This is a genomic window from Pseudomonas sp. Hz4, from assembly GCF_054898165.1.
Genome location: NZ_CM142719.1, coordinates 5,016,040 through 5,030,712, shown reverse-complemented (window position 1 = coordinate 5,030,712; position 14,673 = coordinate 5,016,040). Strand labels below are relative to the sequence as shown.

Sequence of the window (14,673 nt, the reverse complement as noted above, 5' to 3'; positions counted from 1 at the left end):
TTATGAGTGAAGCGATCAAACAGCCTGTGAGCCCTGAAGGCATTATTCAGATGCAGGGCGTGAACAAGTGGTACGGCCAGTTCCACGTGTTGAAAGACATCAACCTGAACGTCAAGCAGGGCGAGCGTATCGTCCTGTGCGGTCCGTCGGGTTCCGGCAAATCCACCACCATTCGTTGCCTCAACCGTCTGGAAGAACACCAGCAGGGCCGCATCGTGGTCGATGGTGTGGAGCTGACCAACGACCTCAAGCAGATCGAAACGGTCCGCCGTGAAGTCGGCATGGTGTTCCAGCACTTCAACTTGTTCCCGCACCTGACCATCCTGCAGAACTGCACGCTGGCGCCGATGTGGGTGCGCAAGATACCCAAGCGCAAGGCCGAAGAAATCGCCATGCATTACCTGGAACGCGTCCGCATTCCGGAGCAGGCGCATAAATTCCCGGGGCAGCTGTCCGGTGGTCAGCAACAGCGTGTGGCGATTGCCCGCGCCTTGTGCATGAAACCGAAAATCATGCTGTTCGATGAACCGACCTCGGCGCTCGACCCGGAAATGGTGAAAGAGGTTTTGGACACCATGATCGGCCTGGCTGAAGACGGCATGACCATGCTCTGCGTAACCCACGAAATGGGCTTCGCCCGCACCGTGGCCAATCGCGTGATCTTCATGGACAAGGGCGAAATCGTCGAACAGGCCGCGCCGAACGACTTCTTCGATAACCCGCAGAATGAGCGTACGAAGCTGTTCCTGAGCCAGATCCTGCATTGATCCTGCGCAGGTGTTGAAATGAACCCGGACTTGATCCGGGTTTATTTTTGTCTGCTGTTCGGGATCAGGACGCCAGCACCGTTTCCTGTTCCGGAAAGCGTGCGGCCAGCAGCCGCTTAAAGTCAGTGCCTTCGTTCATCGCTTGTATTTCAGCCAGCAGGTGGGGATGACGATCCAGGAGGCGCATCAACGTGAACAAAGCTTGAGGAGGTTGGAGTTCGCCGCGCTCGTATCGTGAAAATGCATTGTGCCCGGCGCCCGATAGCAATTTCACCGCTTCTTTTTGTGTGAGGTGCAGTTTGCGGCGGATGCGTTTCATTTCGGCCCCCATGACCTGGAAGCAGTCCTCAAGCAACTTGTCGCCAGCATCGACATATCGTTGGGCGCTGTCGGTCTCATTGTCGAAAATTATTTCGCCACAGACCTTGCACTCCCAGCCAGCAAGCTGGTGCACCATTCGTGACATTCGCTTGTAGTCGACCGAGAGGCTGCGGCCAACGAAGTGATGCATGCCGTCCTGGGTGCCGCAACTCATGCATTGCCGGATCTTCATAAGTTTTTCTCCTTGAAGGAGATTACCGGAGCACCACCACCAGGGCAGTAGGTCACTTTGATTAAATCTCCAAATGATTGAATGTTGCGTGGTACACGTCCTGCCAGGCTCGATGGTCTGCATAGCTGGTCATTGATTTGTAGAGCATCCTTCTCTCCAGCGAATACACGACTTTTTGCATGCTTTGATAGACCAATCCCATCTCTCGGCCTGACTGCAATGCACTGTTCGTGAAAGCTTTGGCGCCTAACCTGGTTACCTCAGCCTTTATTACGTCCAAGTTGTAATGGGGTGTGTTCTTTTCCATAAGAAACCAGAAACCCTATCCCTGAAATTACCCTTAAAGGGTAATTTTGACTAATCGAAAATCCCGCTCCTTTTGCATCTCCTTTACCGTAGGCGGTTGCCGTCCTACGTGGAGCTGACTAACATGTCAGAAAATTCATCCTATGATTGGATGAAAGGGTGAAGCCTATGTCAGACATTTTTCCGCTCGTTAAACGATCCCTGGTCGACCAGGCCTTAGACCAGTTACGCCTGCGCATCACCGAAGGCGTCTGGACGGTCGGCCAGCGCTTGCCCACCGAACCCGAGCTGTCCGCCGAATTAGGCATCAGCCGTAACACCGTGCGCGAAGCCATGCGCGTGTTGGCGTTTTCCGGGTTGATCGAAATCCGTCAGGGCGATGGCAGCTACCTGCGGGCGGTGATCGATCCGCTCGACACCATGAAGGCGTTATCCCGCTGCTCCCACGAGCAAGCCCGCGAGACTCGGCACATTCTGGAAGTCGAAGCCATCGGCCTGGCCGCACTGCGGCGTACGGATGAAGACTTGGCGGCCCTGCGCGAAGCATTGGGCGTCAGCGGCAGCCACTACCACGGCGATCTCGACACTTACATCGCCTGCGACTTGGTGTTCCACCGCCGTCTGGTGGACGCCGCGCACAACCCGACGCTCAGCGAGCTGTATCGCTATTTCTCCAGCGTCGTCGGTGCGCACTTGCGCGAAACCCTGAACATCAGCCCCCGGCGCCAGGAGGTGTTCGACCTTCATATCGAACTGCTTGATGCCGTCGAGCAACGCGACCCGGAGCGGGCCAAAGCCCTGTCGAGGCAGTTGATCAATGAACCTTGAAACCGAGAATTCCATGTCTGCCAATAACAGCCACATCACGCAACCCAAGCGCACGGCGGAACTTGAAGAACTGCTGATCGACGCCGAGGCCGATGACGAAGAAGTCCAGCAAAGCCACCCGATCCTGCGTCGTCCATGGCTGTTGTTGCTGGGCTTGATCCTGGTGGCGCTGAATCTGCGCCCGGCGCTGTCGAGCATGGCGCCGATGCTCAGCGAGATCTCGAAGACCCTCGGTTTGTCGGCAGCTCAGGCCGGTTTGCTGACGACGTTGCCGGTGCTGTGCCTCGGCTTGTTTGCACCGCTGGCGCCCGTGCTGGCACGACGTTTCGGCGCCGAACGGGTGGTATTGGGGATTCTTTTGATGTTGGCCGGCGGGATCATCCTGCGCAGTTCGTTCGGCACAATCGGCCTGTTTGCCGGCAGCGTGCTGGCCGGCGCCAGCATTGGTGTGATCGGCGTTTTGTTGCCGGGCATCGTCAAGCGCGACTTCACTAAACATGCCGGGACCATGACCGGCGTCTACACCATGGCCTTGTGCCTGGGCGCAGCGATGGCGGCGGGCGCGACCGTGCCGTTGAGCGAGCATTTCGACAAGAGCTGGGCGCTGGGCCTCGGCTTCTGGGTGGTGCCGACATTGGTCGCAGCGATTTTCTGGTTGCCACAAGTCGGTCAGAAACACGGCGCGCACAACGTCGCCTATCGGGTTCGCGGTCTGTTGCGTGATCCGCTGGCCTGGCAAGTGACGCTCTACATGGGCCTGCAATCTTCTCTGGCTTACATCGTGTTCGGCTGGTTGCCATCGATCCTGATTGGCCGCGGCCTGACCCCTACCCAGGCCGGCCTGGTGCTCTCGGGTTCTGTCCTTATCCAGTTGGCCAGCTCACTGGCCGCGCCGTGGCTGGCGACCCGCGGCAAGGATCAGCGTCTGGCGATCGTTATCGTCATGCTGCTGACCCTTGGCGGTTTATTCGGTTGCCTCTACGCACCGATCGAAGGCTTGTGGGGCTGGGCGATCCTGCTCGGTCTGGGGCAGGGTGGTACGTTCAGTCTGGCGCTGACGCTGATTGTGCTGCGCTCGCGGGACTCGCATGTCGCGGCGAACCTGTCGAGCATGGCCCAGGGCTTTGGTTACACCCTGGCGTCCATGGGGCCGTTCGCGGTGGGTATCGTGCATGACTGGACCGGCGGCTGGAACGCCCTGGGCTGGATCTTCGGCATCATTGGCCTCGGGGCGATCATCGCCGGCCTCGGTGCCGGACGTTCGCTGTACGTCCAGGTTGAAAGCGAAAAGGTCTGACCCCCGCGCACTGTCGGTATTCGGCCCACGAATGCCGATAGTGTTCCAGGCGTTTGTTGACTATCGTGCAGGCAGTCTTTTGAAGCCACTTTGCACCTCTATTTGCACATCAGGGAGCCTGCCCATGAGTGATGCCCACAGCGCATTGATCACCCAGTTCTACCAAGCCTTCCAGCGGCTGGATGCCGAGGCCATGAGTGCCTGCTATACCGACGACGTGGTGTTCAGTGATCCAGCGTTCGGCGAGCTGCGTGGCCGCGATGCCGGCGACATGTGGCGCATGCTCACCACCCGGGCCAAGGAATTTTCCCTGACGTTCGATAACGTGCGCAGCGATGAGCGCACGGGCGGTGCCCATTGGGTGGCAACGTACCTGTTCAGCCAGACCGGCAACACGGTGGTCAACGACATTCAGGCCCGCTTCGTTTTTCGCGACGGCAAGATCTGCGAGCATCACGACAGCTTCGACATGTGGACTTGGTCTCGACAGGCGCTGGGCACTAAAGGTCTGCTGCTGGGCTGGACGCCGTTGGTGAGAAACGCCGTTCGCGCACAGGCCTTGAAGGGGCTGAAGGCATTCCAGGCCAGTCGCTGATAAGATCGCGGCTTGTTTCCTACAAGCCTTGATCGTCACGTGAACACCCTCAGCGAAATCTCCGTCGATGCCGACACGCCGGTGAGCAAACCCTGGTTCGTCTACCTCGTTCGCGCGGCCAATGGTTCGCTCTACTGCGGGATCAGCGATGATCCCGTGCGCCGATTCGCTACTCACCAGAGCGGCAAGGGTGCGCGATTCTTCCTCTCCAGCCCAGCCGTGGCCTTGGTTTACACCGAAGTCTGCCGCGATAAAAGCGAAGCGCTGCGTCAGGAACGCTTGATCAAAAAACTCAAGAAAAGCGCCAAGGAATGTCTGGTGACGACCTTTTCTGCGGGCTTATCAATCTGAATGATCAGTACCCATCAGGCAGATCTGTAGGCTGCTAGTGGATTGCGCGCTAAGCTGCGGATTCTTTTCCCAGCGGCGGAGCCGAGCATGTCCGAGTTAATTCTTCATCACTACCCGACGTCCCCTTTCGCCGAAAAGGCCCGCCTGTTGCTGGGTTTCAAGGGGTTGTCCTGGCGCTCGGTGAAAGTTTCGCCGGTGATGCCAAAACCTGATCTGACGGCGTTGACCGGCGGCTACCGCAAGACACCGGTGTTGCAGATTGGCGCAGATATCTATTGCGACACGTCGCTGATCGCCCGCCGTCTTGAACAGGAAAAAGCTTTGCCGGCGTTCTTCCCGGAAGGTCAGGAAATGGTCGCCGCGACGTTCGCAGCGTGGGCAGATTCTGTGGTGTTTCAGCATGCGGTGAGCCTGGTGTTTCAGCCGGAATCGGTGGCCGTGCGTTTTGGCGCATTACCGCCAGAAGCGATCAAGGCATTCATGGCCGATCGCGCCGGGCTGTTCAGTGGAGGCAGCGCTACACGTTTGTCCGCAGAGCAGGCCAAGCATCAATGGCCGACGATCATGGGACGTCTGGAGCAGCAGCTTCAGCGCGAGTCTGGGGACTTCCTGTTTGCAGAGCCCTCGATTGCCGACTTTGCCCTGGCCCATTGCCTGTGGTTCCTCAAAGCCACACCGGTAACTTCACCGTTGGTTGATGCCTATCCCGCGGTCAGCGCATGGTTCGGGCGCGTGATGGGCTTCGGTCATGGTGCGTTCAGCGAGATGACGGCAGAGGAGGCGCTGGAGGTGTCGCGCAATGCCACACCTGCCGCGTTGCCGAATGAGCAGTTCGATGAGCCGAACGGGTTTGAGGCGGGCCAACGGGTGGTGATTGCGGCCACTGACTACGGCGTTGATTCGGTGGCCGGTGAGCTGCTGTTTGCGGGGCGTGAGGAATTGATTTTGCGCCGTGAAGACGAGCGTGGCGGGTTGGTGCATGTGCATTTTCCGCGGTTCGGGTTCCGCATCGAGGCACGCTGACACAAGTATGAATGACCCCGATCGAATTATTTCAGTGCAGCGAGAATCGCATCCGGGTCATACCCGCGAATCAACGTCCCGTTCACATCAATGATCGGAATCCCGCCGCCACCCAGCGCCTCATAGGCCCTGCGCGCCTCGGCATCTTTCTCGATATCGAATTCCTTGTACGGAATGCCTTTCTGATCGAGAAAGCGCCGGGTCAATTTGCAGTAGCCGCACCATTCGGTGGCGTAGAGCACGACGTGGGCCTTGGCCTGAGTCTGCTCGGACACCACCTGCGCCGGATGGAACACCCGCTCGATCTTGCCCCAGTTCTGATAAACCACGACCACCAGCAAGATCAGCAGGAATTTCTTCAGCACGCCGCCGAGCATCAGTTACGTCGCTTGAGCTGGTCGGTGAGTTGGGTCGGCAGACCTTTGATGATCAGCGTGCCGGCTTCTTCGTCGTATTCGATCTTCGAGCCCAGCAGGTGCGCTTCGAAGCTGATCGACAGGCCTTCGGCGCGACCGGTGAAGCGACGGAACTGGTTGAGGGTGCGCTTATCTGCCGGGATCTCCGGCGACAGGCCATAGTCTTTGTTGCGAATGTGGTCGTAGAAGGCTTTCGGGCGTTCTTCGTCGATCAGCTCCGAGAGTTCTTCCAGGCCCATGGGCTCGCCCATTTTTGCCTGGCTGCTGGCGTAATCCACCAGGGTCTTGGTTTTCTCGCGGGCGGATTCTTCCGGCAGGTCTTCGCTTTCGACGAAGTCGCTGAAAGCCTTGAGCAGGGTACGGGTTTCGCCTGGGCCGTCGACGCCTTCCTGGCAGCCGATGAAGTCGCGAAAATACTCCGAAACCTTTTTACCGTTCTTGCCTTTGATGAACGAAATGTACTGCTTGGACTGCTTGTTGTTCTGCCATTCGGAGACGTTGATCCGCGCCGCCAGATGCAGTTGGCCCAAATCCAGATGCCGGGACGGGGTCACGTCCAGCTGATCGGTCACTGCAACGCCTTCACTGTGGTGCAGCAGGGCGATCGCCAGGTAGTCGGTCATGCCTTGTTGGTAATGCGCAAACAGCACGTGACCGCCCACAGAGAGGTTCGACTCTTCCATCAGCTTTTGCAGATGTTCCACCGCCACACGGCTAAACGCGGTGAAATCCTTGCCGCCATCGAGGTATTCCTTCAGCCAGCCGCTGAACGGATGCGCCCCGGACTCTGCATGGAAGAAACCCCAGGCCTTGCCTTGTTTGGCGTTGTAGCTCTCGTTGAGGTCGGCAAGCATGTACTCGATAGCGCTCGACTCGGGCAGTTCTTCGTCGCGAGCATGGAGAACCGCTGGTGTGCCGTCGGGTTTTTTGTCGATCAGGTGGACGATGCAATGACGGATCGGCATGGGCTTCTCGGATGATTGAAGAGAGGAGGGCATGCTCCCCGAAAAAGCGCTCAGTGTACCGCAACCACTGGTTTTGGCGCGGCACGAAGGGCGACTGGCGGGTGTCCGATGACGCTTATGCTGTTTTTTACGGTTTTAGAGCAATAAAGCTGACCAAATGGGTAGCTAGAGGCGGATATTTCCCCGTCTCTGTGCTAGTTTTGCCCGGTCTTACGCGAAGTCACTGCGTTAAGCGTGCATTCAGCATTTGTCAGGTCGAACCAAACCCTGATTTCGGTATCTATAACCCCGATCCCGTGGTTATTGGCCGGGGGTGCCAGATCCAGAAGATCGGGCTCGATGGCTGACACTGCACTCTGCAATCCATATGAATTTGATAGGGAAGGAACACTACATGGCTCTTACTAAAGACCAACTGATCGCCGACATCGCTGAAGCTATCGACGCGCCAAAAACCACCGCGCGTAACGCTTTGGACCAACTGGGCCAAATCGTTGCCGATCAGCTGGAAAACGGCGGCGAAATCACTCTGCCAGGTATCGGCAAACTGAAAGTGACCGAGCGTCCTGCCCGTACTGGCCGCAACCCTTCGACTGGCGCTGCCATCGAAATCGCTGCCAAGAAAGTTATCAAGCTGGTTGTGGCCAAAGGCCTGACCGACGCTGTTAACAAGTAAGACGCAGTAAAAAAAACCGTGCTCCGGAGCAATTCGGGCACGGTTTTTTTGCGTCTGCGATTCAGCGATTGACCAGCGGTCAATCGCTGTTTCAGTCGCTACTCAGCTTTTGCGAGCCCAGCGCTCGCGCCAGACCTGCTGCTCGGATTTAGTCTGGAAGGTCCAGGCGACAAAACGGCTTTGCTTCTGCCCTTGGGACATTTCCACAACCTGGCTTTCCAGTACGCCGGCCTTTTTCAGCGCCGTCTGGATCGCCGGCAGGTTGGAGGCCTTCGACACCAGGGTGCTGAACCACAGCACTTTGTGTTGAAAGTGCGCGCTCTCGGCGATCAGTTGCGTCACAAACCGTGCTTCGCCACCTTCACACCACAGTTCGGCCGATTGACCGCCAAAGTTCAACACCGGCAGTTTGCGTTTTGGGTCGGCGCGGCCCAGCGCGCGCCATTTGCGCTCGCTGCCCTTGGTGGCCTCGTCCATCGAGGCGTGGAATGGCGGGTTGCACATGGTCAGGTCAAAGCGTTCACCAGGTTCCAGCAAGCCCAGCAGTATGTGCTTGGGATTGCTTTGCAGACGCAACTGGATGGCCTTGTTCAGCCCGTTGGACTGCACGATGGCTTTGGCCGCGGCCACGGCCGTCGGGTCGACTTCCGAGCCGAGGAAGTGCCAGCGGTAGTCGCTGTAGCCGATCAACGGATAGACGCAGTTGGCGCCCATGCCGATATCGAGCACCTTGACCGGCGCGCCGCGCGGGATCTCGCCGTCGTTGACGCTGGCCAGCAGGTCGGCCAGGAAATGCACGTAATCGGCACGACCCGGAACCGGTGGGCAGAGGTAATCGGCCGGGATGTCCCAGTGGGCGATGCCATAGAACGATTTGAGCAGCGCCCGGTTGAACACACGCACCGCGTCCGGGCTGGCGAAGTCGATACTTTCCTTGCCGTACGGGTTGAGGATCACGAACTTCGCCAGTTCCGGCGTGGTTTTGATCAGCGCAGGGAAGTCGTAACGACCCTGATGGCGGTTGCGCGGATGCAGGCTGGCCTTCTCACGCGGCTCCACGGCTTTGGCCGGGGTGGCGGTGTCAGGCTTCTTGCGCGCAGGTCTTGTTGTGCGGGGGGCGTTCATGGGCGTTGTCGATTCGGGTATGGCTGAAAGTGGCGGGCATTGTCCCACATCCACACAGGATTCTCGGCGCAAAAAAAAACGGGAGGCCATTTGGCCTCCCGTTTTCATTGCGATTCGCCGTTACAAACTGGCGATCCGCGCATGCTGCTCCGCCAATTTGCCCAAAGCCTGTTCAGCTTCGGCCAGTTTGGCGCGTTCCTTGTCGATGACTTCGGCCGGCGCCTTGTCGACGAAGCCAGCGTTGGACAACTTGCCGCCCACGCGCTGAACTTCGCCCTGCAGACGCAGGATTTCCTTGTCGAGACGCGCCAGTTCGGCATCTTTGTCGATCAGGCCAGCCATCGGCACCAGCACTTCCATCTCGCCGACCAACGCCGTGGCGGACAGCGGTGCTTCTTCGCCGGCGGCCAACACGGTGATCGATTCGAGGCGAGCCAGCTTCTTCAACAGGGCTTCGTTCTCGGTGAGACGACGCTGATCTTCGGCGCTGACGTTTTTCAGGAACAGGTTCAGCGGCTTGCCTGGACCGATGTTCATTTCGCCACGGATGTTGCGCGTGCCGAGCATCAACGCCTTGAGCCATTCGATGTCGTTCTCGGCGGCCGGATCGAAGCGCTCGTCATTGGCCACGGGCCAAGGCTGCAGCATGACCGTCTTGCCTTCGATACCGGCCAGCGGCGCGATGCGCTGCCAGATTTCTTCGGTGATGAACGGCATGAACGGGTGCGCCAGACGCAGCGCAACTTCCAGCACCCGAACCAGGGTGCGGCGGGTGCCGCGCTGACGTTCGACCGGCGCGTTTTCGTCCCACAGCACAGGCTTGGACAGTTCCAGGTACCAGTCGCAATACTGGTTCCAGATGAACTCGTACAAGGCTTGTGCGGCCAGGTCAAAACGGAACTGATCGAGTTGACGGGTCACTTCGGCTTCGGTGCGTTGCAGCTGCGAAATGATCCAGCGATCCGCCAGCGACAGCTCGTAAGCCTCGCCGTTCTGGCCGCAGTCTTCGCCCTTGTCCAGCACGTAGCGTGCGGCGTTCCAGATCTTGTTACAGAAGTTGCGATAGCCTTCGACGCGACCCATGTCGAACTTGATGTCGCGACCGGTGGAGGCCAGCGAGCAGAAGGTGAAACGCAGGGCGTCAGTGCCGTAGCTGGCGATGCCGTCGGCGAACTCGTCGCGGGTCTGCTTCTCGATCTTCTTCGCCAGTTTCGGCTGCATCATGCCGGACGTGCGTTTCTGCACCAGATCTTCCAGCTCGATACCGTCGATGATGTCCAGCGGGTCCAGGACGTTGCCCTTGGACTTGGACATCTTCTGGCCTTGGCCGTCGCGCACCAGACCGTGAACATAAACGGTCTTGAACGGAACCTGTGGCGTGCCGTCTTCGTTCTTCACCAAATGCATGGTGAGCATGATCATCCGGGCAACCCAGAAGAAAATGATGTCGAAGCCGGTGACCAGCACGTCGGTGGAATGGAATTTCTTCAGGAATTCGGTCTGCTCAGGCCATCCCAGCGTGGAGAACGTCCACAGGCCGGAACTGAACCAAGTGTCGAGAACGTCGTTGTCCTGTTGCAGGGCAACGTCGGGACCGAGGTTGTGCTTGGCACGGACTTCGGCTTCATCGCGACCGACATAGACCTTGCCCGACTCGTCGTACCAGGCCGGAATCCGATGGCCCCACCACAGCTGACGGCTGATGCACCAGTCCTGGATGTCGCGCATCCACGAGAAGTACATGTTTTCGTATTGCTTGGGCACGAACTGAATGCGGCCATCTTCAACGGCGGCAATCGCAGGCTCAGCCAATGGCTTGGTCGACACGTACCACTGGTCGGTCAGCCACGGCTCGATGATGGTCCCGGAACGGTCGCCTTTCGGTACTTTCAGGGCGTGATCGTTGACGCTGACCAAGAGGCCGGCAGCATCGAACGCAGCAACGATCTGCTTGCGCGCTTCAAAGCGGTCGAGGCCGGCGTATTCGACTGGGATCTTGCCGTCGATGCTTTCATTGAGCGTGCCATCCAGGTTGAACACCTGGCAGGCCGGCAATACGGCGGCGTGCTTGTCGAAGATATTCAGCAGCGGCAGGTGGTGGCGCTTGCCAACTTCGTAGTCGTTGAAATCGTGGGCTGGGGTGATTTTCACGCAGCCAGTGCCGAATTCTGGATCGCAGTAATCGTCGGCAATGATCGGAATGCGGCGGCCGACCAGCGGCAGCTCGACAAATTTGCCGATCAGGGCTTGGTAGCGTTCATCGTTTGGGTTAACCGCTACGGCGGCGTCGCCGAGCATGGTTTCCGGACGAGTGGTCGCGACGATCAGGTAATCGTTGCCTTCAGCGGTCTTGGCACCGTCGGCCAGCGGGTATTTCAGGTTCCACAGGAAACCTTTCTCGTCGTGGTTTTCCACTTCGAGGTCGGAAATCGCCGTGTGCAGCTTGGTGTCCCAGTTGACCAGGCGCTTGCCGCGGTAGATCAGGCCGTCTTCGTGCAGACGCACAAAGGCTTCTTTCACCGATTCCGAGAGGCCATCGTCCATGGTGAAGCGCTCGCGGCTCCAGTCCACGGACGAGCCGAGGCGGCGGATCTGACGGCTGATGTTGCCGCCGGACTGATCCTTCCATTCCCAGACTTTCTCGAGGAATTTCTCACGGCCCAGATCGTGACGATTCTGGCCCTGAGCTTCGAGTTGGCGTTCCACCAGCATTTGCGTGGCGATACCGGCGTGGTCGGTACCCGGTTGCCACAGGGTATTGCGACCCTGCATGCGACGGAAACGGATCAGGGCGTCCATGATCGCGTTGTTGAAGCCGTGACCCATGTGCAGGCTGCCGGTGACGTTCGGCGGCGGGATCATGATGGTGTAGGACTCGCCCGCGCCTTGCGGGGCGAAGTAATTCTCTGACTCCCAGGTGTTGTACCAGGAAGTTTCAATGGCGTGCGGCTGGTAGGTCTTATCCATGCGCGGCGGGACCCTATTGGCATTTATTCAGGAAAAGCCGGCAAGTATAGCGGGGCATGGGGCGTAGGGCGAGCAGGTGCAGATTGTGGCGAGGGGATTTATCCCCGTTCGGCTGCGCAGCAGTCGTCAATCCTGTCAATGCGTATTGCGAATGAAATGCTGGGGCTGCTTCGCAGCCCAACGGGGATAAATCCCCTCGCCACAGAAGCCCGCTCGGCTCAGGGTTATTCGTATTGGCTGAGCAACCGATCCATCCGCGCGCTGAGGCGGCGTTTGATTTCGGTTTCGATGTGTGGGGCGAAGTCGTCGATCACGTCTTGCATGATCAATTGCGCGGCGGCGCGCAGTTCGGTGTCCAGGTGCAGCAGGTCGTTGGGACCCTTGCTGGCGGCGGGTGCCGGTTGGGCGGCAGGGGCGGACGCAGCCGGTGCGAGGGTTGGCGGGCTGACGCCGACTGTATCGAACAGCATCGGAATCTGTTCCTGATCACCTTCCTCGACCGTGTCGGTGAGCAAGGGTGGTTGCAGGTTGTCATCGCCGAGCAGTTGGCGGATCGACTCGAGGTCGTCCAGCAGGTGCGCGGACTTTTGTTGCGGTTTTGGAGTGTCCATCGGAATGCTCAGAGTCGCTGTAAACGGTGATCTTGCAGAGGATAGCCCTGTTCGCGGTAGAAGCGGAAACTCTCCCGCGCAGCCGTACGAATGGTCGGATCTTCCACCACCACTTCCGCCACTCGGGCGAAACGCGGGGCAAAGACCGGGACCTTCAAGTCGAGGTTGACCAGCAGGTCCTGATGCTGACCGCAGTCATCGCCAAGACCCAGCACAATCAAACCGTCCGGCTCATTTTCAGCAGGGCCATGAGGCACGAAGCTTTCGCCTTTGAAGGCCCACAGACGCGCATCGAGATCGTCGCGCTGTGCAGCATCGCTGCAATGCAGATAGATGCGGTGGCCCATGCGCCAGGCTTTTTCGGTGAGCTTGCAGGCGAAATCCAGCCGTGCCGAAGGATCGGCGCTGGGCAGGATATAGAAGTCGACTTTGGTCATTGCGGTTCCTGAACCTTTAGCGGCGTCACTCGACAGTGACGCCGCTCAAGGTTCATTAGTTTCAGGCTTTGGCGCGATCCAGCAGGTATTGGGTCAGCAGGGGAACCGGACGGCCAGTGGCGCCCTTGTCCTTGCCGCCGCTGGTCCAGGCTGTGCCGGCGATGTCCAGGTGCGCCCAGTTGAGGTTCTTGGTGAAGCGCGACAGGAAGCAGGCCGCGGTGATGGTGCCGGCTTTCGGACCACCAATGTTGGCGATATCGGCGAACGGGCTGTCCAGCTGTTCCTGGTACTCGTCGAACAGCGGCAGTTGCCAGGCACGGTCATCGGCCGATTGGCCGGCGCTCAGCAACTGGCCGATCAGCTCGTCGTTGTTACCCAGCAGGCCGGACGTGTGGGAACCCAGCGCGACGACGCAAGCGCCGGTCAGGGTCGCGATGTCGATCACGGCTTGCGGCTTGAAGCGCTCGGAGTAGGTCAGGGCGTCGCACAGCACCAGACGGCCTTCGGCGTCGGTGTTGAGGATTTCCACGGTCTGGCCGCTCATCGTGGTGACGATGTCGCCAGGACGCGAAGCATTGCCGCTTGGCATGTTCTCGGCGCACGCGAGGATGCACACCAGGTTGATCGGCAGTTTCAGCTCGAGCACGGCACGCAGGGTGCCGAATACGCTGGCAGCGCCGCCCATGTCGTACTTCATTTCATCCATGCCGGCGCCCGGTTTCAGGCTGATGCCGCCCGTGTCAAAGGTGATGCCTTTGCCGACCAGTGCATACGGCTTCTCGGATTTCTTGCCGCCGTTGTATTGCATCACGATCAGGCGCGGTGGCTGGGCGCTGCCCTGGCCGACGGCGTAGAACGAGCCCATGCCCAGGTCCTTGATCTTCTTCTCATCGAGGACTTCGACTTTCAGGCTCTTGAATTCTTTGCCGAGGTCTTTGGCCTGCTCACCCAGGAACGTCGGGTGGCAGATGTTCGGCGGCAGGTTGCCCAGGTTGCGGGTGAACGCCATGCCGTTGGCGATGGCGGTGGCGTGGGCCACGGCACGCTCGACTTCAGCCTGTGCAGCCTTGATGGTCACCAGGGTGACTTTCTTCAGGGCGCGAGGTTCGGCTTTCTGGCTCTTGAACTGGTCGAAGGTGTATTCGCCGTCGACCAGGGTTTCGGCCAGCAGGCGGGTTTTGCCGTAGCTGTCGCGGCCCTTGACCATGACTTCGTCCAGGGCCAGCACCGCATCGCTGCCGCCCAGGCCTTTAAGGCTGTTGAGGATGCCGGCGATGATTTTACGGAACGGGCGGTCGCCCAGCTCTTCGTCCTTGCCCACGCCCACCAGCAGCACGCGTTCGGCCTTCAGGTTCGGCAGGCTGTGCAGCAACAGACTCTGGCCGACTTTACCCGGCAGGTCGCCACGCTTGAGCACAGCGCTGATGGCGCCACCGCTCAGTTCGTCGAGTTGTTTGGCGACGGCGCCGAGCTTGCGGCCTTCGCCGATGGCGACGACCAGAGTGGCGGTTTTCAACGTTTCTGGGCTAACGCTTTTTACAACCAGTTCCATGTCCGGGTCCCTGAATTAATGGTCAACACGCAAGTGTTCGACGGCATGCGTTCGAGCTTGCCTATAGATAGAAAGACGCAGGTCACGGCCTGCGACAAAGGCCGCAGTTTGAACCTCGTGCCCCGAGCCTGACAACCCTCGGTTGTACGATCTTCAACGCTTTAGCCGCCCGCTTGAGCGTGCGCAGTGACAGGCGCGCTCAAT

Annotated in this window: 15 protein-coding genes and 1 pseudogene; 7 read left to right on the top strand and 9 right to left on the bottom strand. The window is 59.2% G+C overall.

What is annotated here, in order from left to right; genetic code table 11:
• Positions 1 to 2: 2 nt before the first annotated feature.
• A complete protein-coding gene (locus tag ACYZTR_RS23095; RefSeq protein ID WP_461974126.1) occupies positions 3 to 767 on the top strand; it encodes an amino acid ABC transporter ATP-binding protein in 765 nt (254 codons plus the stop codon).
• 64 nt (positions 768 to 831) lie between these two features.
• Here the strand turns inward: ACYZTR_RS23095 and ACYZTR_RS23090 are convergent, their stop codons facing one another.
• Together ACYZTR_RS23090 and ACYZTR_RS23085 are read right to left on the bottom strand one after the other, a co-directional pair.
• The gene (locus tag ACYZTR_RS23090) at positions 832 to 1,320 is read right to left on the bottom strand and encodes a type II toxin-antitoxin system MqsA family antitoxin (protein ID WP_461974124.1); all 489 of its coding nucleotides are present in this window, start codon (positions 1,318 to 1,320) and stop codon (positions 832 to 834) included.
• Positions 1,317 to 1,627, bottom strand: a pseudogene (locus tag ACYZTR_RS23085) (type II toxin-antitoxin system MqsR family toxin). The gene ACYZTR_RS23090 and the pseudogene ACYZTR_RS23085 overlap by 4 nt, the downstream one beginning before the upstream one ends.
• Before the next feature lie 167 nt (positions 1,628 to 1,794).
• On the opposite strand from ACYZTR_RS23085, the gene ACYZTR_RS23080 reads away from it, so the two are divergent.
• From ACYZTR_RS23080 to ACYZTR_RS23060, 5 genes are all read left to right on the top strand, one after another.
• Entirely contained in the window at positions 1,795 to 2,454 is a 660-nt protein-coding gene (locus ACYZTR_RS23080) for a FadR/GntR family transcriptional regulator (RefSeq protein ID WP_461974122.1), read from the top strand.
• Positions 2,444 to 3,751: a CynX/NimT family MFS transporter gene (locus tag ACYZTR_RS23075; protein ID WP_461974120.1), complete on the top strand. Its 1,308-nt coding sequence runs from the start codon at positions 2,444 to 2,446 to the stop codon at positions 3,749 to 3,751. The genes ACYZTR_RS23080 and ACYZTR_RS23075 overlap by 11 nt, the downstream gene beginning before the upstream one ends.
• A gap of 124 nt (positions 3,752 to 3,875) precedes the next feature.
• Positions 3,876 to 4,346: a nuclear transport factor 2 family protein gene (locus ACYZTR_RS23070; protein ID WP_461974118.1), complete on the top strand. Its 471-nt coding sequence runs from the start codon at positions 3,876 to 3,878 to the stop codon at positions 4,344 to 4,346.
• Positions 4,347 to 4,385: 39 nt separating this feature from the next.
• Positions 4,386 to 4,697, top strand: coding sequence for a GIY-YIG nuclease family protein (locus ACYZTR_RS23065; protein ID WP_283189063.1), 312 nt, complete (start codon positions 4,386 to 4,388; stop codon positions 4,695 to 4,697).
• Between the two features lie 87 nt (positions 4,698 to 4,784).
• On the top strand, positions 4,785 to 5,720 hold the full coding sequence (locus ACYZTR_RS23060; RefSeq protein ID WP_461974115.1) for a glutathione S-transferase family protein: 936 nt from the start codon (positions 4,785 to 4,787) through the stop codon (positions 5,718 to 5,720).
• Positions 5,721 to 5,746: 26 nt separating this feature from the next.
• On the opposite strand, the gene ACYZTR_RS23055 is transcribed toward ACYZTR_RS23060, so the two are convergent.
• Positions 5,747 to 6,097, bottom strand: coding sequence for a glutaredoxin family protein (locus tag ACYZTR_RS23055; protein ID WP_461974113.1), 351 nt, complete (start codon positions 6,095 to 6,097; stop codon positions 5,747 to 5,749).
• Entirely contained in the window at positions 6,097 to 7,101 is a 1,005-nt protein-coding gene (gene yejK, locus ACYZTR_RS23050; RefSeq protein ID WP_461974111.1) for a nucleoid-associated protein YejK, read from the bottom strand. The genes ACYZTR_RS23055 and yejK overlap by 1 nt, the downstream gene beginning before the upstream one ends.
• Before the next feature lie 394 nt (positions 7,102 to 7,495).
• On the opposite strand from yejK, the gene ACYZTR_RS23045 reads away from it, so the two are divergent.
• Positions 7,496 to 7,777 (top strand): HU family DNA-binding protein, encoded by a 282-nt coding sequence (locus ACYZTR_RS23045; RefSeq protein WP_007905514.1) that lies wholly within the window; start codon positions 7,496 to 7,498, stop codon positions 7,775 to 7,777.
• Between the two features lie 102 nt (positions 7,778 to 7,879).
• Here the strand turns inward: ACYZTR_RS23045 and rlmF are convergent, their stop codons facing one another.
• From rlmF to ACYZTR_RS23020, 5 genes are all read right to left on the bottom strand, one after another.
• Positions 7,880 to 8,902 (bottom strand): 23S rRNA (adenine(1618)-N(6))-methyltransferase RlmF, encoded by a 1,023-nt coding sequence (gene rlmF, locus ACYZTR_RS23040; protein ID WP_461974109.1) that lies wholly within the window; start codon positions 8,900 to 8,902, stop codon positions 7,880 to 7,882.
• 120 nt (positions 8,903 to 9,022) lie between these two features.
• Complete coding sequence (locus tag ACYZTR_RS23035) at positions 9,023 to 11,869, bottom strand: valine--tRNA ligase (protein WP_461974107.1); 2,847 nt, start codon at positions 11,867 to 11,869, stop codon at positions 9,023 to 9,025.
• A gap of 224 nt (positions 11,870 to 12,093) precedes the next feature.
• Positions 12,094 to 12,480, bottom strand: a complete 387-nt coding sequence (locus ACYZTR_RS23030) for a DNA polymerase III subunit chi (protein ID WP_461974105.1) — start codon at positions 12,478 to 12,480, stop codon at positions 12,094 to 12,096.
• An 8-nt stretch (positions 12,481 to 12,488) separates the two neighbouring features.
• Complete coding sequence (locus ACYZTR_RS23025) at positions 12,489 to 12,917, bottom strand: DNA polymerase III subunit chi (RefSeq protein WP_461974103.1); 429 nt, start codon at positions 12,915 to 12,917, stop codon at positions 12,489 to 12,491.
• A 61-nt stretch (positions 12,918 to 12,978) separates the two neighbouring features.
• Positions 12,979 to 14,469, bottom strand: coding sequence for a leucyl aminopeptidase (locus ACYZTR_RS23020; RefSeq protein WP_461974101.1), 1,491 nt, complete (start codon positions 14,467 to 14,469; stop codon positions 12,979 to 12,981).
• Between the last annotated feature and the right edge of the window lie 204 nt (positions 14,470 to 14,673).

Excerpts from the sequence above, each read along its gene's own strand:
- ACYZTR_RS23075 (WP_461974120.1), top strand. The coding sequence starts at position 2,444 with ATGAACCTTGAAACCGAGAATTCCATGTCTGCCAATAACAGCCACATC.
- ACYZTR_RS23020 (WP_461974101.1), bottom strand. The coding sequence starts at position 14,469 with ATGGAACTGGTTGTAAAAAGCGTTAGCCCAGAAACGTTGAAAACCGCC.
- ACYZTR_RS23055 (WP_461974113.1), bottom strand. The coding sequence starts at position 6,097 with ATGCTCGGCGGCGTGCTGAAGAAATTCCTGCTGATCTTGCTGGTGGTC.
- ACYZTR_RS23090 (WP_461974124.1), bottom strand. The coding sequence starts at position 1,320 with ATGAAGATCCGGCAATGCATGAGTTGCGGCACCCAGGACGGCATGCAT.
- ACYZTR_RS23095 (WP_461974126.1), top strand. The coding sequence starts at position 3 with ATGAGTGAAGCGATCAAACAGCCTGTGAGCCCTGAAGGCATTATTCAG.
- ACYZTR_RS23060 (WP_461974115.1), top strand. The coding sequence starts at position 4,785 with ATGTCCGAGTTAATTCTTCATCACTACCCGACGTCCCCTTTCGCCGAA.
- ACYZTR_RS23025 (WP_461974103.1), bottom strand. The coding sequence starts at position 12,917 with ATGACCAAAGTCGACTTCTATATCCTGCCCAGCGCCGATCCTTCGGCA.
- ACYZTR_RS23080 (WP_461974122.1), top strand. The coding sequence starts at position 1,795 with ATGTCAGACATTTTTCCGCTCGTTAAACGATCCCTGGTCGACCAGGCC.
- yejK (WP_461974111.1), bottom strand. The coding sequence starts at position 7,101 with ATGCCGATCCGTCATTGCATCGTCCACCTGATCGACAAAAAACCCGAC.
- rlmF (WP_461974109.1), bottom strand. The coding sequence starts at position 8,902 with ATGAACGCCCCCCGCACAACAAGACCTGCGCGCAAGAAGCCTGACACC.
- ACYZTR_RS23070 (WP_461974118.1), top strand. The coding sequence starts at position 3,876 with ATGAGTGATGCCCACAGCGCATTGATCACCCAGTTCTACCAAGCCTTC.
- ACYZTR_RS23045 (WP_007905514.1), top strand. The coding sequence starts at position 7,496 with ATGGCTCTTACTAAAGACCAACTGATCGCCGACATCGCTGAAGCTATC.
- ACYZTR_RS23035 (WP_461974107.1), bottom strand. The coding sequence starts at position 11,869 with ATGGATAAGACCTACCAGCCGCACGCCATTGAAACTTCCTGGTACAAC.
- ACYZTR_RS23030 (WP_461974105.1), bottom strand. The coding sequence starts at position 12,480 with ATGGACACTCCAAAACCGCAACAAAAGTCCGCGCACCTGCTGGACGAC.